The organism is Actinokineospora bangkokensis (genome assembly GCF_001940455.1).
In the GTDB taxonomy this organism is placed as follows: domain Bacteria; phylum Actinomycetota; class Actinomycetes; order Mycobacteriales; family Pseudonocardiaceae; genus Actinokineospora; species Actinokineospora bangkokensis.
Map to the genome: position 1 here is coordinate 46,958 of NZ_MKQR01000007.1, position 18,381 is coordinate 65,338.

Consider the following 18,381-nt stretch of genomic DNA (forward strand, 5'->3'; position numbering starts at 1 on the left):
ACCGGCGAGGAGAAGACCGGCATGTCCACCGAATTCAGCGTGGTCGTCAACGGCGAGGAGCAGTACTCGGTGTGGGCCGACGGCCAGGCCGTGCCCGCGGGCTGGCGGGCCGAGGGCTTCCGCGGCTCCCGCCAGGACTGCCTCGACCACATCGAGCGGGTCTGGACCGACCTGCGCCCGGCGAGCCTGCGGGGTGGCGCGTGAGCCCCCTGGTCGTGGCCATTGGCGGCACCGGCCGCGCGGGGTCGAGCACCGAGCGCGCGCTGCTCACCGCGCTGGGCAGCGCCGAGCAGGCCGGGTGCCGCACCCGGCTGTTCGGCGGGGAGTTCCTGGCCGCGCTGCCGCTGTTCCGCCCCGGCGCCGCCCCGGACGACCCCGGCGTGGCCGACCTGGTGGAGACCGTGGGCCAGGCCAACGGGGTGCTGCTGGCCAGCCCCGCCTACCACGGCGGGGTGTCGGCGATGGTGAAGAACGCCCTCGACCACCTGGAGCACCTGGCAGGCCGGGAGCGGGCCTACCTCGACGGCCGCGCGGTCGGCTGCGTGGTCACCGCCGCGGGCTGGCAGGCGGGCGGGGCCACGCTCTCGGCGCTGCGCTCCATCGTGCACGCCCTGCGCGGCTGGCCCACCCCGCTGGGCATCACCGTCAACACCGCGCCGCCGGTCGAGGGCGACGGCGGCGCCGCGGCGCGCGAGCAGTGCGAGGTGCAGCTGCGCAAGATCGGCTGGCAGGTCGCGGAGTTCGCCACCCGGGCCGCCCAGTCGCGGGTGCTCGCCGGGATGCCGACATGACCGCCATCACCCCCGCGCTGCCGCTGCCCGAGCCGGTCGCGGTGCCGGTGCCGCTGTGCCCGCCGCGGCGGCCCACCACCGCCGAGCGCATCGCGGAGTTCCGCAGGCTGCGCGAGGTGGTGCGGCAGCCGGGGTCGCCGCGCGCGGCCAAGCGCCAGCACGTGCTGGGCAAGCTCACCGCCCGCGAGCGCATCGACCTGCTGCTCGACCCCGGCTCGTTCGTCGAGACCGACGCCTTCGTCCGGCACCGCTCCACCAACTTCGGCGCCGAGGCCACCCGCCCGGCGGGCGACGGCGTGGTCACCGGCTACGGCACGGTGGACGGGCGCAAGGTGTGCGTCTACGCCCAGGACGTCACCTCGTTCAACGGCAGCGTGGGGGAGATGTTCGGCACCAAGGTCGGCAAGGTGCTCGACCTGGCGGTGCAGACCGGGTGCCCGGTCATCGGCATCAACGACTCCAGCGGCGCGCGGATCCAGGAGGGCGTGCTGTCGCTGTCGGCCTACGGCCAGGTGGCCCGCCGCGTCGTGCGCGCCTCCGGCGTCGTCCCGCAGATCTCGCTCATCATGGGCGTGTGCGCGGGCGGGGCGGTCTACACCCCGGCGGCCACGGACTTCGTGGTGATGGTCGACAAGACCTCGCACATGTTCGTCACCGGCCCCGAGGTCATCAAGAAGGTCACCGGGGAGAAGATCAGCCTGGAGGCCCTCGGCGGCGGCAAGGTGCACGCCGACCGCACCGGCAACGCGCACTACCTGGCCACCGACGAGGCCGACGCCATCGCCTACGTGCGCGACCTGCTGGCCTTCCTCCCGGCGAACAACCTGGAGGACGCCCCCCGCTTCCACAACCCGGCCCCGCTGACCACCACCGCCACCGACGACCAGCTCGACACCCTCGTCCCCGACGACCCCGCGCACGGCTACGACATGCGCGAGGTCGTGGAGCGGGTGGTCGACGACGCCGACTTCCTGGAGGTGCACCCCACCTTCGCGCCCAACATCCTGTGCGGCTTCGCCAGGGTCGAGGGCGAGTCGGTCGGCGTCGTGGCCAACCAACCGCTGCACCTGGCGGGCTCGCTGGACATCGACGCGGCGGAGAAGGCGGCCAGGTTCGTCCGCTTCTGCGACGCCTTCGGCATCCCCATCCTCACCCTCGTCGACGTCCCCGGGTTCCTGCCCGGTGCCGTCCAGGAGCACGCGGGCATCATCCGCCGCGGCGCCAAGCTCGGCTTCGCCTACATCGAGTCCAGCGTCCCCAAGGTCACCGTCATCACCCGCAAGGCCTTCGGCGGCGGCTACGCGGTCATGGGCAGCAAGGAGCTCGGCGCGGACGTCTGCTTCGCCTGGCCGGTCGCCCAGATCGGCGTGATGGGCGCGCAGGGCGGGGTGGAGATGCTGTTCCGCAAGGAGATCATGGCCTCGGACAACCCCGAGGCCACCAGGGCGGCGCTGTCGGAGTCCTACGAGGACACCCTGCTGAGCCCGTACGTGGCCGCCGAGCGCGGGTGCATCGACGACGTCATCGCGCCCAGCGAGACGCGGGTGCAGGTGGTGCGCGCGCTGCGGGCGCTGCGGTCGAAGCGGGAGATCCTGCCGCCGAAGAAGCACAGCAACATCCCGTTGTGAGCGCTGCGCGGGCAGGTGGCTCGGCTGGCTGGCCGGTCAGCCGAGCTGCCTGCTCGCGCAGCTGCGTTGTGGTGCCGCCTCGCCTTGGGGTGCTGGGTCGCCTCGCCTTCGGCTTCGGCTCGTGGAAGAGCCGGGATTTTTGGGGCTGGCTCGATGTGGTGGTTGCGCTTGACCGGGGCCCCTGCGGCGATCATGTGCTCGGGGTGGGGAAAAGGTGAGGCCTTCGGCCCCACCCCCCGCCGTGGGTAGCACATGATCGCCTTCCCCGGACAAGCACAACCACCACATCGAGCAGGGGCGTAGCCGGGCCGCCTGCTGCGTAGGTGGTGGCGTTGTGGGAAGAGCAAGAGGACGCGTCAGCTCGTTGCGCGAAAAGCGGAGCTGGTGCCTGATGTGGAGAGCCGGGCCGGTCTGGTGACCGGCCCGGCTCTGTGTTCACCGTGGACTCGGGTGGTCCACCGCGGTGGTCAGGTGGTGGCTCCCTGGCGGGTCATGTAGGCGGCCACGCCGGAGCGGGAGGTGACGCCGAGCTTGGCGAAGACGTTGGAGAGGTGCATCTCGACGGTCTTCTCGGCGATGTGGAGCTTGCGGGCGATGAGGCGGTTGGTCATGCCCTCGCCCACGAGGGTGGCGACCTCGCGCTCGCGGCCGGTGAGGGTGGCGGTGCCGCCGGTGGTGGTGTCGGTGCGGGGGCCGCGGACGGTGGCGGTCTTGGCGGCGAGGCGGCGGCGTTCGGTGCGGGCGGCCCTGGCGAGGGTCTGGGCGCCCATCTGGGTGAAGGCGGTCTCGGCGGTCTTGAGCTCGCGCATGCCCTCGTCGTGCTCGCCCTGGTGCCACAGGGCGGTGCCGAGGACGATCCTGGCGCGCAGGGCGTCGACGGCCATGCCGGACTCCTCCAGGCCCAGCAGGGCGGCCCGGGCGTCGTCGACCGCGGCGCGGGGGCAGCGGGTGGCGTCGACCTGGGCGGTGGCGAGCTGGGCGAGGGCGATGCGGCCGGGCTGGTCGAGGTCGGCGGCCGTGGCGCGGGCGCGCTCGGCCCAGGCCGCGGCCGCGTCGTGGCGGCCCGCCAGCAGTTCGGCCCTGGTGAGGATCTCGTACCAGGCGACCCGGGTGCAGGCGTCGGCGGCGGGCAGGTCGGGGCCGCCCGCGGCGGCGACCATGGCCAGGCACTCCTCGTGGTTGCGGGTCATCAGGTGGACCTCGGCGAGCATGCGCACCGCCAGCACCTCGCACCAGCCGCTGGCCGACTCGCGGGTGTTGTCGGTGGCCACCATGGCGCTCTCCAGCGCCTGGTCGGTCTCGCCGAGCGCCACATCGATCCAGGCGAGCATGGAGTGCGCGCTGGTCAGCTGCTCGGGGCTGCGGGACTTCTCGGCCAGGTGCACCGCGTGCTCGGCGGCGGTCCTCGCCTCGCGCAACCTCCCCCGGTTGCGGAGCACGAAGACGTAGCCGACCAGCAGGTGCGGCAGCACCAGCCAGCTCTCGCCGCGGGTGGCGACCTCGACGGCCTTGTCGAAGTGCCGGAACGCGTCGTCGCGCTGCTCCAGGATCACCTCGCTCCAGCCGATCCACACCACCGCGGTGAGGCTGTGGGCGAACTCGCCGTCCAGCATCGCGTCGAGCAGGGTGGTGGCCCCGCGCAGCGCCTCGCGGGCCTGGGCGATGTCGCCCGCGGTGGCCCTGGCCATGGCGAGCAGGCCGAGGCAGGACGCGCGCAGCGGGTTGAGCGCGTGCTGCACGGCGACCCCGAGCGCCTGGGTGGCCAGCTCCTGGCAGCCCGCGGTGTCGCCGCGGCTGAGCGCGTTGCAGGCCAGCTCGAACTGGAGCTGGGCGCAGGCCGGGGTCTCCGGGGCGTCCAGCGCCTCGATCTCGGCGCGCACCAGCGCGTCGGTCTCGGCGTGCGCGCCGAGCAGCCGCTGCACCAGCGCGGTGAAGGCGACCGCGCGGGCGTGCGGCACCCGGGGCTCGGCGGGCAGGTGGCGCAGTGCCTCGTGCATGGTGTCGCGGCACTCGCGCAGGTAGCCGGAGGTGCCGCGGGCCTTGGCCAGCCGCACCAGCATCTCGGCGCGCCTGCCCGCCAGGTCCGCGGTCTGCGGCAGCACGCGCAGCGCGGTGCGCAGCCACACCGCCGCCCTGGTCGGGTCGGTGCCCATCACCGACGCCGCCGCGGCCTCCAGGACCTCCACCGCGTCCAGGTCGCCGTAGCGGGCCCACTGCTCCACGTGCGGGGCGCGCGCGGCCGGGGCCGCGTCGCGGGCCTGGAGCGCGGCGTCGGCGGTGGTGTGCAGCCGCACCCGCTGGCTCAGCTCGGTGGTGTCGCGGATCAGCCTGGCCACGACCGGGTGGCGCAGGGCGAAGTACTGCCCGGACACCACCGGGCGCACCAGGTCGTGCCGGATGAGCTCGCCGATGGAGGCCAGCACCCCGTCCTCGCGGCGCTGGAGCATGCGCGCCACCAGGGCGGTGTCGAACACGTCGCCGAGCACGGCGGCGGCCTCCACCACGGCGCGGGCGCCGGGGGACAGGCACTCCAGCTCGTCGAAGAACACCGGCGCGTCGCCGGGGCGCAGGTCGTCGAGCTGGCCGCCCGCCGGGCCACCGGGGAACGCGGCGCGCTCGGCGGCGAGCACCTTGAGGTAGGCGGGGTTGCCCTCGCTCTCGGCGTGCAGCTGCTGGGTCCAGCTCGCGGTGCCGCGGCCTGCCAGCAGCCGGGCGGTGTCCTGCTCGGTGAGCGGGGCCAGCCGGGCCGAGGAGACGGTGACCTGCCGCGAGCGGCCCGCGATGGCCTCGCGCAGCCGGGCGTCGGCCTGCCGGTCGCGGTAGCCGACCGCGATCATGACCGGCGCGCTCGGCGGGCGGCGCAGCAGGCTGCCGAGCAGGTCGATGGAGGCGGGGTCGGCGGCGTGCACATCGTCGAGCACGACCACCAGGGCCGGGACGGCGAGCCGCTCGAGCAGTTCCCGCACCAGGCGGTGGCCCACCGGTGCGGGGCGGGGTAATGGCACCTCCACCCCCGGCTCCGGGCGCAGCACCTGCTCGTGGGCGGCCAGGCCGGGGAACAGCCTGGCCAGCTCCGAGCGCTCCAGCACCGACCAGCTGGCCACCACGTCGCCGACCAGCCGGTGCTGGTCGTCGAACGCGTCGGCCCACACCCCGTAGCCCGTCCCGCGCAGCGGCCTGCCCGCGAGCACCACCGCGTGCCGGGAGCGCGCCTGGGCGACGAGTTCACCGAGAACAGCGGTCTTGCCGATCCCGGCGTCGCCCGTCAGCTCGACGAGTTGGCTGTCGGCGGCGCCATTCGTCAAATTGTCCAATGATCGGGTGATCAGACCGAGCTCGTATTCCCGCCCGACGAGCTGCCCCGTCCACCTCTTCCGGTTTGTACGATTTGTGAACCTCGTCCCCCGTGGCCGATCCAGTCCCGAAATGCTGAGGTCGTCCAGCGTGCCCAAGCCCTTCCCCCATCCGACGGTCCGCACCTCGTGGTGCTCAGGCCTTAGTTAATTTCCACCCGGCTCGCGCCGGGTGCCGGACCTTACCCACCCGTTTCGCACCGGGTTCCCTCCGCGGTCACCCGAGCCATTATGCGGCCTGCGGGAGGGGGAATCACGAATTTCACCGCATCGGTCCCCCGCTACTGCGGGTAATGGGCTAATGCGCAGGTCGGGCGGTGCCCCCCTGGGTCGCCCCAGGGTTATCCCCACTGCCTCCCCGGGGGTCGCGCGGCCAACACTGGTCCGCGGCGGCGACCAGCACCCCCCGGCGGGGTGCGGCGGGGTCGCGTTGACGAGATCCCCCTGGAGGAACCCGTGAGCACCCGGATGTACGCGTTACCCATCGACCAGACGAACTGGCAGGTGCCCACGGGGGGGACCACCGTGTTCGACTGGGAGTACGACGAGGGCCGCGACCGCCTGCTCAACCTCTACGAGAAGGGCAAGCAGAAGCAGTGGGACGCCGCGGAGCGGCTGGACTGGTCGATCGAGGTCGACTGCAACGACCCGATGGGCGTCCCCGAGCAGACCATCGCCATCTACGGCTCGCGGGTCTGGGACTCGCTGGGCCCCAAGGACCGCGGCATGGTGCGCCACCACCTCGCCGCGTGGCAGTTCTCCCAGTTCCTGCACGGTGAGCAGGGCGCGCTGATCTGCTCGTCGAAGATCGTGCACACCGTCCCCGGCCTGGACGCGAAGTTCTACGCGGCCACGCAGGTGATGGACGAGGCCAGGCACATGGAGGTCTACTCCCGGTACCTGCGGGAGAAGCTCCAGCTGGCCTACCCGATCAACCCGAGCCTGAAGTCGCTGCTCAACGACGTCATCTCCGACTCGCGCTGGGACATGACCTACCTGGGCATGCAGGTGCTCATCGAGGGCCTGGCGCTGGCCGCGTTCGGCCTGATCCGCGACAACGCGACCGAGCCGCTGGCGCAGGCGCTCAACACCTACGTCATGCAGGACGAGGCCCGCCACGTCGCGTTCGGGCGGCTGACCCTGCGCGAGTACTACCCGCAGCTCACCCAGGCCGAGCGCGACGAGCGCGAGGAGTTCTGCATCGAGGCCTGCTACGCGATGCAGGAGCGCTTCGTCGGCGAGGAGGTCTGGCGCAACCTCGACATCGACGCCGACGAGTGCATCGCCTACATGCGGGCCTCCGAGCACTTCCGGGCGTTCCGCAGCCACCTGTTCTCCCGGATCGTGCCCACCCTCAACGACCTGGGCCTGTTCGGCGACAAGATGCGCCACGCGTTCGCCGAGATGGGGATCATCGGCTACGAGCACCACGACCTCGACGCGCTCATCGCGCAGGACGAGCAGATCGCCGGTGACCTCGACCTGGCCCGCATCCAGCAGGTGGACCGCGTGATCGACTACGCGACCAACGACGACTGACCTTCCCGAACCGACACAACCGCAGCGGTACCAGGAGAGATGGATGACTGAGGAGACCAAGAGCGCGGGGCGCACCCGCGCGATCCTGCTGACCGCGTCGGGGGGCGCGTTCCTGTCGATGCTGGACTCGACCGTGGCGAACCTCGCGGTCCCCGACCTGCACAAGGCCTTCCCGACCGTGACGGTCAGCTCGCTGTCGTGGGTGATCAGCGCCTACGCGGTGATGTTCGCGGCGCTGCTCGCCCCGTCCGGGCGGCTGGCCGACGTGCTCGGCCGCCGGGCGCTGTTCGCCGGTGGCGTCGGGCTGTTCACCGTCGCGTCGCTGGCCTGCGCGCTGGCGCCCAACCTGCCGTCGCTGGTCGTGGCCAGGCTGGTCCAGGGCGCGGGCGCGGCGGCGATGATCCCGGCGTCGCTGACGATCCTGCTGATGGACGGCCCCGCCGACAAGCGGGCGCAGTCGATCGGCCTGTGGAGCGCGGCGTCGGCGCTGGCCGCGGCCGTCGGCCCCACCGTCGGCGGCGTGCTGGTCGACCTGTTCGGCTGGCGCTCGGTGTTCTACATCAACCTGCCCTTCGGCGTGCTGCTGGTGCTGGCCACCCTGCGCCTGCTCCCGCCGGTGGCCAAGGGCACCCGCGGCGCGCTGCCCGACCCGCTGGGCACGCTGCTGCTGGCGCTGGGCGTCGGCGGGCTGACCATGGGCGTCACCGAGGGCGGCACCTGGGGCTGGGCGGACGCGAAGACCCTGGGCTGCTTCGCCGTCGGCGTGCTGGCGCTGCTCGCGGCCGTGCTGCGCTCGCGCCGCCACCCGGTCCCGGCGCTGGAGACCTCGCTGTGGTCGAACCCGACGTTCGTGGCCACCAACACCACCTCGCTGTTCTACGGCATGGCGCAGTACCCGTGGCTGCTCGTCGGCGTGCTCTACATCATCGACGTGTGGTCGTACTCGCCGCTGCAGGCGGGCCTGGCGATGACCCCGGGTGCGATCGTGGCCTCCATCGCCGCGCTGCGCATGGGCAAGATCGCCCCGAAGATCGGTGGGCCGCGCGCGGTCACCCTGCTGGGCCTGGGCGCGTTCGTGGTGTGCGGTCTCTGGTTCAGCTTCGGGCTCACCGACGGCCCGGCGTTCCTGGCGCTGTGGCTGCCGGGCGGCTTCCTGGTCGGTTTCGGCATGGGTTCGGCGACCCTGGGCACCTCGCAGGCCGCCGCCGTGTCCGCCCCGCCGACCCGGTTCGCCTCTTCCAGCGGCCTCAACACCACCGCCCGCCAGTTCGGCGGCGCGCTGGGCATCGCGATGTGCGCGGTGATCCTGCAGCTCAAGTCGGGCCCCGACGGCTCGCTGGACGTGCCCGCCTACGCGGCGGTCTACCAGGCCTGCACCGTGCTGGTGATCATCGCCTTCCTGGTGGCCCTGGTGTGGCTGCGCTTCCCGGCGCCCGCCGCCCCGGCGCAGCAGGCCGCCCCGGCCAAGCCCGCCGAGACCCCCGCGGCCACCGCGGGCGGGACCCCGGCCGCCGTCGCGACCCCCGCGGAGTGACGGTGACCGACCCCACCGGCAAGGTGGCCCTCGTGACCGGTGCCGCCAAGGGCATCGGTCACGAGGTCGCCCGCCAGCTCGCGGCCCTGGGCCACACCGTGCTGCTCTCCGCCCGCAACCGCGAGGCGGGGGAGGCCGCGGCCGCGGCCATCGAGGGCGACGTCCGCTTCCTGCACCTCGACGTCACCGACCTGGGCAGCGTCCGCGCCGCGGGCGAGCACGTGGCCAGGGAGCACGCGGGCCTGGACATCCTCGTCAACAACGCGGGGGTGACCGGCATCCCGCGCGGCAGCGCCCGCGAGCTCGACGACCTCGACCCGGCCCAGGTCGCCGAGGTCACCGCCACCAACTTCACCGGTGTGGTGGCCGTGACGCAGGCGATGCTGCCCTCGCTGCGCAAGGCCGGTGGCCGCGTGGTGAACGTGACCAGCTCGCTGGCCACGTTCGAGCGGGTGGCCAAGGGGGCGCCGCAGCGGCCGGACCTGCTGGCCTACTGCGCGTCGAAGGCCGCGATGAACATGGCGACGGTGTTCTACGCCGCCGCCCTGGCGGGCTCGGGGGTGACCGTGCACGCGGTCTCGCCGGGCTTCGTCGCGACGGACATGAACAACTTCACCGGGCCCAAGTCGGTGCAGGAGGGGGCGGCCGTGCTCGTCCGCCACGCCACCGCCCCGGCGGAGAGCCTGCCCGACCGGGAGTTCCTGACCGAATCGGGCACCATCCCCTGGTGACACGTCCCCCCACGGTGCCACCAGGCGCGAACGGCCCCCGGCGATCCCGGGGGCCGTTCGTCGTCCCGCCCGTCGAGCGCAGGTCAGTCGTGCCGGTCAGTCGTGCTGGGCGAGGAAGTCGCCCACCACGGCGGCGAAGCGCTCGGGTTCCTCCACGTGGGACATGTGGCTGGAGCCCTCGAACAGCTCCCAGCGCGACCCGGGCACGGCCTCGTGCAGGGCGCGGGAGACCTCGGGGGTCACCTCGTCGTGCGCCCCGGAGACCAGCAGCGCGGGCACCCGCACCCCCGCCAGCCGGGTGGTCGCGTCCCAGTCCCGCAGCGACCCGGTGAGGGTGAACTCGCTGGGGCCCATCATCGCCGAGTAGACGGTGGACTCCTCGGCCAGCGCCGCCAGGGTCGCCAGCACCGCGTCCGGCACCGGCTTGGTGCGGCAGACGTGCGCCCGGTAGAACACCCGCACGGCCCGCTGGTACTCGGGGTCGTCGGTGGTGCCCGCCGCCTCGTGGTGCTCGATCGCGGCCCGGGTCTCCGGGGGCAGGGCGGCCACCAAGCGTGCCACCCCGGCGGCGAAGTCTGCTGCTTTCGCGAACGCGCTCACCGCCGTAACCGATTTCAGGCCGGGGTTCGAGCACGTAGCGTGATCGAGGGCGAGCATCCCACCCCACGAATGGCCCAACAGGTGATAACCGTCGGAAAATCCGACATGGTCGACAAGTTCTGACAACTCCGACAGGAACAGCTCGGGTGTCCACCGCTCGTCCACGGCGCCCCGGCCCGAGCGGCCCGCGCCGAACTGGTCGTAGTAGAGGCAGAGCCGGTCGGGCAGGCTGAACGGGAGCAGGTAGTCGTGGGTCATCCCCGGTCCGCCGTGGCAGAGCACGAGCGGGGCACCGGTCGCGCTGCCCGGGTCGCCGACGACGCGGAACCACGTCTCCCGCCCGCGCCAGGTCATGCTCCCCCCGGCGGACCGGCAGGGCTGGGCGGTCGTCATGGCCCACAGCGAACCCCCGCCCGCTGACCTGCCGCTGACGCCCCCCGAACGCCTGCCCGGGTGGTAGTCTGATCGGGCAAAACCGTTGCCCGGCAACGGTTCCCCCGAGGAAGGACCGCCCATGGCCGCCCCGGCACAGCCCACCGTGGAGTTCGGGCACGTCGAGCCCCTGTTCACCCACTTCGACGACCTCGACCTCATGGGCATGGTCCACAACACCCGCTACCCCGTCCTGGTGGAGCGCGCCCTCACCGGCTACTGGACCCGCCGCGGCTTCGACTTCACCGACGGCCGCTACAGCAAGCCCGACGTCGTCATCGTGGTCGCGGAGTTCGCCATCTCCTACCGCTCCCCGATCCGCGGCACCAACCCCATCGGCGTCCACCTCTGGGTCGAGAAGCTCGGCCAGTCCAGCGCCACCTACGGCTTCCGCGTCCTGTCCGCCGACGCCCAGACCGTCCACGCCGAGGGCAAGCGCGTCCACATCCGACTCGACCAGACCACCCACCGCCCGACCCCCTGGACCGACGAGGCCCGCGCCGTCCTGCGCGACCTCGCCGCCCCCGGCGCGGAGTAGCGGCTGGCGCCGCCCCGGCCACGCGGCTGGGGCGGCTTCGTCCTCCTGGGACAGTCCACAACGGCCCGCCCGGCAGCTCTCTGGTCCGGTTTGTCCCTTGGCTGAGCTGCTTGGTGATCCGGCTCCTGTCTGCCCGGCTGCTTGCTGGTCTGGCTGCCTGCTGGTCCGGGTGCCCGCGGATCGGTTCCCGCACGGTGCTCGGCAACGCCCGCCGCCGCGGTCGATCAGCGCCCCAGCCCGACCCACCGCGCGAACTCGGCCGTGCTCGGGCTGGTCCGCCGCTGCGCGACGGCGATGCCCCGCACCGTCTCCCGCACCCCCGGGTGCAACCGGGTCTGCTGCGGCGCCACCCGCCGAGCCCGGTGCAGCGCGTCGAGAGCCCGACCCGGGTCCCCGGCGAGCAGGAACCCCCGGGCCGTGTCCTGCCAGTGGTGGCCTGCTCGCGGCGGCGCGATCGCCTCGGGCAGCCGCAGCTCGGCCCCCACCCGCGCGGCCTTGCCCGGGTCCCCGGCCTCCAGTTCCACCGCGCACGCGTGGATCTCCACGTTCGCCGCCCCGAACAACGTGTCGTAGGCGTCGCTCTCCCCGTTCACCCGCCGCGCGAGCGCCCGCGCCTGCGCGATGTGCGCCCACGCGGTGTCCGCCCGCCGCCCCCGCGCGGCGGCGATGGCCCCGCACAGGTGCCCGTAACCCCGCACCGCCAGCGCCGCCTCGTCGTCCCCGTGCACCAGGTCGATGCCCTGCTCGGCCAACCCCAGCCCCACGTCGATCGAGTCCAGGTACATCAGCACCCGGCACCGCTTCACCCGGGCCTGCGCCGCGTAGAGCGGGTCGTCGGCCCGCTCCGCGGCCCAGTCGAGCCGGTCCAGCGCGGGCACCGCCAGGGCCGTGAACCCGAACCGCCTGCACAGCCGCTCGGCCGTCACGAAGGCCGACGCCAGGCACGAGTGGAGCCGCCCCCGTTCCCCGTCCGACGTCGTGTCCCGCAGCGCGCCGTGGAACTTCCGGATCAGCAGCGGGAGCCCCGCCAGCGCTTGCCGCCCCTTGTCGTTGCGGTACAGCAGGTTCACCCGTTCGAGGTCGTCCACCATCCGCGCCAGCGGGTCCGGCGCCACCGCTCGCACGTGCTCCCCCTCGGCCAGCACCGCCCGCAGGTCGGCGAGCCCCACCAGCGCCCCGTCCTGGTGGATCGTCCCCAGGAACGGCGTCCCCTCCAACTGCTCCGGCAGCACGTCCAGCGCCCGCGCCGCCTTCGCCACGAACTCGGGCGAAGCCGGGATCGCCCCCTGCTCCACCTTGCGCACCGTGGACACCGAGAACCCGATCAGGTCAGCGAAGCGCTGCTGCGTCCACCGCCGCACGGCCCGCCCGGCTTTGACGTTCTCGGCAACGCCGTCGCCCGTCATGGTCCGCCCTCCCTCGGCTCCGTCCACCGCCGAGGGTACCGGTCGCTTCCGGCAGCGGATTGGCGCTTTCCTTGCAGCTCAAGGACAAGTTGGCACCGAGGTTCACTCGGTCGTGCGCCCTTTACGGAGTGCAGGGCGTGGTCTACGGCGGGCTGCCGCCGCGGCCGGTGGGGGAGCGGGCCGTGCCGTTCGGGTCGCCGGTGCTGCGGTGGACGGTGGCGGTGAAGCTGCTGCGGGAGTTGCGGGGCATCGGCGGGTGACCGGGTGCGGCTACTCGGGGCGGGTGCGGGAGCGGAAGGCGGCGACGTGGACGCGGTTGGCGCAGCGGGGGGAGCAGAAGCGCTTGGCGCGGTTGGTGGACAGGTCGAGGAAGTGGTTGGTGCAGTCGTCGGCGGCGCAGGTGCCCCAGCGGGTCGTGCCGTGGTGGACGAAGGCCTGGGCGAGGCCCCAGCCCGCGGCGGCGGCGACCTCGGTGGCGGGGGGTGCGTCGGGGGAGGCGACGTGGATGTGCCAGGTGCCGCTGTGGCCGGAGAGGCGGGGGCGGGGCGGGTTGGCCGCCAGCAGGCGGTTGACGGTGGCGAGCACCTCGGCCTCGTCGTCGGCGACCGCGGCGTCGAGGGCGTGGTTGAGCTCGGCCTGGACGGCGCGGAGGGTGACCAGGTCCGTCTCGTCGCAGCGCTCGGACCACCAGGGCTCGTCGTGCAGGGCGGCCCGGAGGGCGGGGATGTCGGTCAGGTCCGCGTTGGCGAGGCGGAGGGCGATGTCGAGGTAAGTGGCGTTGTCCACTGGCGGTCCTTACCGTTACTGTCAGGGGCGCATCACTGGTGCGCACCTTACGGGAGGACGGATGGGCGCGGACGCCACCTGGCGGCAGGTCGTGCGGTTGGCGCTTCCCGCGTTGCCCGTGCTCGCCGCCGAGCCGCTTTACCTGCTGGTCGACACGGCTGTGGTCGGCCACCTGGGAGGCGTCTACCTCGGCGCGCTCGGGGTGGGCGCGATTGTGCTCGCGCAGGTGTCCACCCAGCTGACGTTCCTGTCCTACGGCACCACCTCCCGCGCGGCGCGGCTGCACGGGGCGGGCGACCGGGAGGCGGCCGTCGCCGAGGGGGTGCAGGCGACGTGGTTGGCCCTGGTGATCGGCGTGCTGCTGGTCGGGGTGGGGCAGGCCCTCGCCGGGCCGGTGGTGCGGGCGCTGGCCGGGTCGGGGCCGCTGGCCGACGCCGCGGAGTCCTGGGTGCGGATCGCGCTGATCGGCGTGCCGATGATCCTGGTGTCGCTGGCGGGCAACGGCTGGATGCGCGGCGTGCAGGACACCCGCACCCCGCTCAAGCTCGTGCTGCTCGGCAACGCCGTGTCGGCCGTGCTGTGCCCGGCGTTCGTGCACTACCTGCACTGGGGCATCGAGGGTTCGGCGATCGCCAACGTCATCGGGCAGGCCGTGGGCGGCGCGCTGTTCCTGCGGGCGCTGGCCCGCGAGCGCGTCCCGCTGGCCCCGGTGCCCGCGACCATGGGGGCGCAGCTGCGGCTCGCCCGCGACCTCGTGCTGCGCAGCCTGGCGTTCCAGGCGTGCTTCGTCTCGGCCGCCGCCGTGGCCGCCCGCACCTCGATCGGCGCGGCGGGCGCGCACCAGGTGGTGCTCCAGCTGTGGACGTTCCTCGCGCTCGTCCTCGACTCCATCGCGATCGCCGCGCAGGCGCTTGTGGGGGCCGCGCTCGGCGGGGGCGACGACCGGCGCGCCCGGCGGCTCGCGCGCACGCTGGCCGAGTACGGGCTTGTGTTCGGCGTGGTGCTGGGCGTGCTGTTCGCCTCGCTGGCCGCGGTGCTGCCCCGGGCGTTCACCGCCGACCCGGTGGTGCTGGCGGAGATCCCGCACGCGTGGTGGTTCTTCGTGGCGCTGCAACCGGTCGCGGGCGTCGTCTTCGCGCTCGACGGCGTGCTGCTCGGCGCCGGGGACGCGGCGTTCCTGCGCACGGCGACGCTCGCCTCGGGCCTGATCGGGTTCCTGCCGGTGGTGTGGGTGTCGTTCGCCCTCGGCTGGGGCCTGGTGGGCATCTGGAGCGGGTTGGCCCTGTTCATGCTGCTGCGGCTGGTGACCCTGGTGGCCAGGACCCGCTCGGGCCGGTGGGCGGTCGTCGGCGCCGTCCGGTGAACTGGACCGGTCATCGGATGACCTGTGAGCACCAGCACAGTTAGGCACGCTAACGACCCGTGGTCGCACCGCGATGCACCCGGTGGAGCGTGAGGAGGCGTTGCATGTCGTCGGTGGCCGCACCCCTGGGCGCGCGGACCGGCAGGCGCACCCTGCTCATCTGGACCGCCGCGGCGGTGGTCTACCTGCTGGCGGTGTTCCACCGCAGCTCGCTCGGCGTCGCCGGGCTGGAGGCCGCGGACCGCTTCCACATCGGCTCGGCCGCCCTGGGCACCTTCACCGTCCTGCAGATCGGCGTCTACGCCGCCATGCAGGTCCCCACCGGCCTGCTCGTCGACCGCTTCGGCCCGCGCGCGGTGCTCACCACCGCCGCGGCGTTCATGGGCGTGGGCCAGCTGCTGTTCGCCGTCGCGAGCGCCTTCCCGCTCGCCCTGCTGGCCAGGGCCACCCTCGGCATGGGCGACGCGATGACCTTCGTCAGCGTCCTGCGCCTGTGCGCGGCGCACTTCCCCCGCGACCGCTACGCCACCTACACCGCGCTCACCGCCGCCTTCGGCATGGTCGGCAACCTCGCCGCCACCGTCCCGCTGACCCTGCTGCTCGACAGCGCGGGCTGGACGGCCACCTTCGCCGCCGCGGGCGCCCTGACCTCCTGCTACGCCCTGGTCGTCGCCCTGCGCGTCCGCGACACCCCGCGCGGCACCCCCGCCCAGACCACGGCCCTGTCCGCCCGCGAGGTCGCCCAGCACGTGCGCGCGGCCTGGTCGGTGCCCGGCACCCGCCTGGGCTTCTGGGTCCACTTCAGCACCATGTTCGCCCCCAGCTCGCTCGGCCTGCTCTGGGGCTTCCCGTACCTCGTCCAAGCCCAGGGCATGACCGCCGCGCAGGCCGGGTCGGTGCTGAGCCTGCTGGTGCTGGTCGCCCTGGTGCTCGGCCCCGCCATCGGTGAGCTCACCGCCCGCCACCCCACCGCCCGCCTGCCGTTCGTGTGGGCCTACCTGGGCACCGCCACCGCCGTGTGGGCGGTGCTGCTGGGCTGGCCCGGCGGCGTCGTGCCCAAGCCGCTGGTGGTCGTCGCCATCGGTCTGCTGTCCATCGGCGGGCCCGCGAGCAGCATCGCCTTCGCGCTGGCCCGCGACTACAACCCGATCGCGCGGGTGGGCACCGCGACCGGCGTGGTCAACGTGGGCGGCTTCTGCGCCATCACGGTGACGTGCCTGTCGGTGGGCGTCCTGCTCGGCGGCAACACCGCCGACGCCACGCCAGCGGACTTCCGAGTGGCGTTCCTGGCCATCGCGGTGCTGCTGGTGCTGGGGACCTGGCGGACCTGGGTGTGGTGGCGGCGGGCCAGGGCGGCGGTGTTCGCGGCGCGGGAGCGGGGGGAGGCCGTGCCGGTGCGCATCCGGCGGCGGGTCTTCGACCTGCCCGCGCTGCCGGTCGCGGAGGTCCGGCCTGAGCGCGTGGCGTGAGAGCTTGCCCGGGGCTTGGGTGGTGGGCCCGGTTGGGGGGATCCGCTGTCCGGGCTCGGCTTGCTCGGGTGGGCACCTTCTTCAAGCAGGACCAACTCGTGTGAGTTGTTGTGGGGGTTTGCGGCAGGGGTGAGGAAGGGGGCGAGCGGGGGGAAATCCCCCTGCGCCGGGGCGGGGGGTGGGGTTCTAGACTCGCCGGTCGTGTCCAGCCCGCAGGTCCCTCGTTCAGCTGCCCGGTCCCAGGCCCCCCGGCCGCCCAAGCAGGTCGTGCCCCCTGGTCTTGTCGTGGTCGACAAGGCGCCGGGGATGACCAGCCACGACGTCGTGGCCCGGGTGCGGCGGATCATCGGGACGAAGAAGGTGGGGCACGCGGGGACGTTGGACCCGATGGCCACCGGGATCCTGGTGCTGGGGGTGGAGCGGGCGACGAAGCTGCTCGGGCACCTGGCGCTGGACCGGAAGGTGTACCTGGCCACGATCCGGCTGGGCAGCTCGACCAGCACCGACGACGCCGAGGGCGAGGTGACCGGGGGCGCCGACCCGTCCGGGGTGACCGACGAGGCCATCGCGGCCGGGGTCGCCGCGCTGACCGGGGAGATCATGCAGGTGCCCAGCTCGGTGAGCGCCGTGAAGATCGACGGCAAGCGGGCGTACGCGCGGGTGCGGGCGGGGGAGCAGGTGGAGATCCCCGCGCGGCCGGTGACGGTGTTCCGGTTCGACCTGCTGGCCACCACGCGCGGTGACGGGGTGGTGGACCTCGACGTCATGGTCGACTGCTCCTCGGGCACCTACGTGCGCGCGCTGGCCCGCGACCTCGGCGCCGCGCTGGGGGTCGGGGGGCACCTGGCCGCGCTGCGGCGCACCCGGGTGGGGCCGTTCGACCTGCGGATGAGCCGGACGCTGGAGCAGTTGGAGACCGACCCGGGGCTCTCCCTGGACATGGACGCCGCGGTGGCCACCGCCTTCCCGCGGCGCGACCTCGACCGGGTGGAGGCGCAGGCGCTCGGGCACGGCAAGCGGCTGCCCGCGGCGGGCATCGGCGGCACCTACGGCATCTTCGACCCGGCGGGCAAGGCCGTGGCGCTGGGCGTGGACGAGGGGCGCACGGCGCGCGCGCTCGTCGTGCTGAACGTGCCCTGAGCCACGCGGGCCGAGCCCGGCCGGGGGCACCCGCGGGTACTAGGCTTGCCGCGTGCAGCGTTGGCGCGGTCTGGCGGACCTCCCCGGGGGCTGGGGTCGCTGTGTGGCGACCATCGGCGTGTTCGACGGTGTCCACCTCGGACACCAGGCGTTGATCGGGCGGGCGGTGGAGCTGGCCGCCGAGCGGGGGCTGCCGTCGGTGGTGGTGACCTTCGACCCGCACCCGTCCGAGGTGGTGCGCCCCGGCAGCCACCCGGCCCAGCTGACCACGCTGCGGCGCAAGGCCGAGCTGGTCGAGGGGCTGGGCGTCGACGTGTTCTGCGTGCTGCCGTTCACCCCCGAGCTGTCCAAGGTGCCCGCCGACGAGTTCGTCCACGAGCTGATGGTCGAGCGGCTGCACGTGGCCGCGGTCGTGGTGGGGGAGAACTTCACCTTCGGCCACCGCGCGCAGGGCACCGTGGAGCTGCTGGCCGGCCTGGGCAAGCGCTTCGGGTTCACCACCGAGGGCGCCCCGCTGGTCACCGCGGGGTCGGCCGGGGACCTCACCTTCTCCTCGACCTACATCCGCGCCTGCATCGACGCGGGCGACGTGCGCGCCGCTGCGGTGGCGCTGGGCCGCCCGCACCGGTTGGAGGGGATCGTGGTGCGCGGCGACGGCCGGGGGCACGAACTGGGCTTCCCCACCGCCAACCTGTCCACCCCGCGGTTCGCCGCGGTGCCCGCCGACGGGGTCTACGCCTGCCGGTTCACCCTGCTCAACGCCCCCGACCGGGGGCCGCTGGACGCCGCGGTGTCGGTGGGCACCAACCCCACCTTCTCCGGCCGCGAGCGGCGGGTGGAGGCGTTCGTCCTCGACGTCGCCGAGGACTTCTACGGCCAGCGGGTCGCGCTGGACTTCGTCGAGCGGCTGCGCGGGATGGAGCGCTACCCCTCCTCGGAGGCGCTGGTCGAGCAGATGCACAAGGACGTCGAGCGGACCAGGGTCCTGCTCGCCTGAGCGGAAACGCGCCCGCCGCGCGGACCGATCCACCCGGTGACCCCCGCGCCGGGCCGTTCGCACCGGTTCCGCCC

Annotated in this window: 16 protein-coding genes; 12 read left to right on the forward strand and 4 right to left on the reverse strand. The window is 73.6% G+C overall.

Translation table 11 applies throughout. The features are described from left to right. The first annotated feature begins 21 nt into the window (after positions 1 to 21). Genes BJP25_RS04490 through BJP25_RS04500 form a run of 3 tightly spaced genes read left to right on the forward strand, consistent with a single transcriptional unit; the run spans position 22 to position 2,419 of the window. The gene (locus BJP25_RS04490; RefSeq protein WP_084793753.1) at positions 22 to 204 is read left to right on the forward strand and encodes an MbtH family protein; all 183 of its coding nucleotides are present in this window, start codon (positions 22 to 24) and stop codon (positions 202 to 204) included. After that, positions 201 to 791 carry an NADPH-dependent FMN reductase gene (locus tag BJP25_RS04495; RefSeq protein WP_075973507.1) on the forward strand — a complete coding sequence of 197 codons (591 nt, stop codon included), beginning with the start codon at positions 201 to 203 and terminating at the stop codon, positions 789 to 791. The genes BJP25_RS04490 and BJP25_RS04495 overlap by 4 nt, the downstream gene beginning before the upstream one ends. Then, the gene (locus BJP25_RS04500; protein ID WP_084793681.1) at positions 788 to 2,419 is read left to right on the forward strand and encodes an acyl-CoA carboxylase subunit beta; all 1,632 of its coding nucleotides are present in this window, start codon (positions 788 to 790) and stop codon (positions 2,417 to 2,419) included. The genes BJP25_RS04495 and BJP25_RS04500 overlap by 4 nt, the downstream gene beginning before the upstream one ends. Before the next feature lie 467 nt (positions 2,420 to 2,886). Here the strand turns inward: BJP25_RS04500 and BJP25_RS04505 are convergent, their stop codons facing one another. Beyond that, positions 2,887 to 5,898 (reverse strand): helix-turn-helix transcriptional regulator, encoded by a 3,012-nt coding sequence (locus BJP25_RS04505; RefSeq protein WP_084793682.1) that lies wholly within the window; start codon positions 5,896 to 5,898, stop codon positions 2,887 to 2,889. Between the two features lie 330 nt (positions 5,899 to 6,228). Between BJP25_RS04505 and BJP25_RS04510 the strand changes: the two genes are divergently transcribed. From BJP25_RS04510 to BJP25_RS04520, 3 genes are read left to right on the forward strand one after another with little or no spacing between them, the layout of a single operon-like run. Then, the gene (locus BJP25_RS04510; RefSeq protein ID WP_198943343.1) at positions 6,229 to 7,311 is read left to right on the forward strand and encodes a ferritin-like domain-containing protein; all 1,083 of its coding nucleotides are present in this window, start codon (positions 6,229 to 6,231) and stop codon (positions 7,309 to 7,311) included. 43 nt (positions 7,312 to 7,354) lie between these two features. Then, positions 7,355 to 8,845 carry a DHA2 family efflux MFS transporter permease subunit gene (locus tag BJP25_RS04515; RefSeq protein WP_075973509.1) on the forward strand — a complete coding sequence of 497 codons (1,491 nt, stop codon included), beginning with the start codon at positions 7,355 to 7,357 and terminating at the stop codon, positions 8,843 to 8,845. A 2-nt stretch (positions 8,846 to 8,847) separates the two neighbouring features. Then, complete coding sequence (locus tag BJP25_RS04520; protein ID WP_075973510.1) at positions 8,848 to 9,576, forward strand: SDR family NAD(P)-dependent oxidoreductase; 729 nt, start codon at positions 8,848 to 8,850, stop codon at positions 9,574 to 9,576. Between the two features lie 96 nt (positions 9,577 to 9,672). On the opposite strand, the gene BJP25_RS04525 is transcribed toward BJP25_RS04520, so the two are convergent. Beyond that, complete coding sequence (locus BJP25_RS04525; protein WP_075973511.1) at positions 9,673 to 10,569, reverse strand: proline iminopeptidase-family hydrolase; 897 nt, start codon at positions 10,567 to 10,569, stop codon at positions 9,673 to 9,675. Between the two features lie 121 nt (positions 10,570 to 10,690). On the opposite strand from BJP25_RS04525, the gene BJP25_RS04530 reads away from it, so the two are divergent. Continuing rightward, positions 10,691 to 11,146, forward strand: coding sequence for an acyl-CoA thioesterase (locus BJP25_RS04530; RefSeq protein WP_075973512.1), 456 nt, complete (start codon positions 10,691 to 10,693; stop codon positions 11,144 to 11,146). Positions 11,147 to 11,370: 224 nt separating this feature from the next. Here BJP25_RS04530 and BJP25_RS36070 read toward each other — a convergent pair whose 3' ends face one another. Beyond that, positions 11,371 to 12,552, reverse strand: a complete 1,182-nt coding sequence (locus tag BJP25_RS36070) for a helix-turn-helix domain-containing protein (protein WP_075973513.1) — start codon at positions 12,550 to 12,552, stop codon at positions 11,371 to 11,373. 128 nt (positions 12,553 to 12,680) lie between these two features. Between BJP25_RS36070 and BJP25_RS36075 the strand changes: the two genes are divergently transcribed. Continuing rightward, positions 12,681 to 12,812 (forward strand): hypothetical protein, encoded by a 132-nt coding sequence (locus BJP25_RS36075; protein ID WP_269844519.1) that lies wholly within the window; start codon positions 12,681 to 12,683, stop codon positions 12,810 to 12,812. A gap of 10 nt (positions 12,813 to 12,822) precedes the next feature. Here the strand turns inward: BJP25_RS36075 and BJP25_RS04540 are convergent, their stop codons facing one another. Then, positions 12,823 to 13,338, reverse strand: coding sequence for a CGNR zinc finger domain-containing protein (locus tag BJP25_RS04540; RefSeq protein ID WP_075973514.1), 516 nt, complete (start codon positions 13,336 to 13,338; stop codon positions 12,823 to 12,825). 61 nt (positions 13,339 to 13,399) lie between these two features. Here BJP25_RS04540 and BJP25_RS04545 point away from each other — a divergent pair, with 61 nt between their 5' ends. The 4 genes from BJP25_RS04545 to BJP25_RS04560 all read left to right on the forward strand — a co-directional run bounded on the left by BJP25_RS04545 (position 13,400) and on the right by BJP25_RS04560 (position 18,307). Next, positions 13,400 to 14,701 (forward strand): MATE family efflux transporter, encoded by a 1,302-nt coding sequence (locus BJP25_RS04545; RefSeq protein ID WP_075973515.1) that lies wholly within the window; start codon positions 13,400 to 13,402, stop codon positions 14,699 to 14,701. A 104-nt stretch (positions 14,702 to 14,805) separates the two neighbouring features. Further along, on the forward strand, positions 14,806 to 16,170 hold the full coding sequence (locus tag BJP25_RS04550) for an MFS transporter (RefSeq protein ID WP_075973516.1): 1,365 nt from the start codon (positions 14,806 to 14,808) through the stop codon (positions 16,168 to 16,170). Between the two features lie 267 nt (positions 16,171 to 16,437). Continuing rightward, positions 16,438 to 17,310, forward strand: a complete 873-nt coding sequence (truB, locus tag BJP25_RS04555) for a tRNA pseudouridine(55) synthase TruB (protein WP_075973517.1) — start codon at positions 16,438 to 16,440, stop codon at positions 17,308 to 17,310. Between the two features lie 52 nt (positions 17,311 to 17,362). After that, a complete protein-coding gene (locus BJP25_RS04560) occupies positions 17,363 to 18,307 on the forward strand; it encodes a bifunctional riboflavin kinase/FAD synthetase (protein ID WP_075973518.1) in 945 nt (314 codons plus the stop codon). Positions 18,308 to 18,381: the final 74 nt, after the last annotated feature.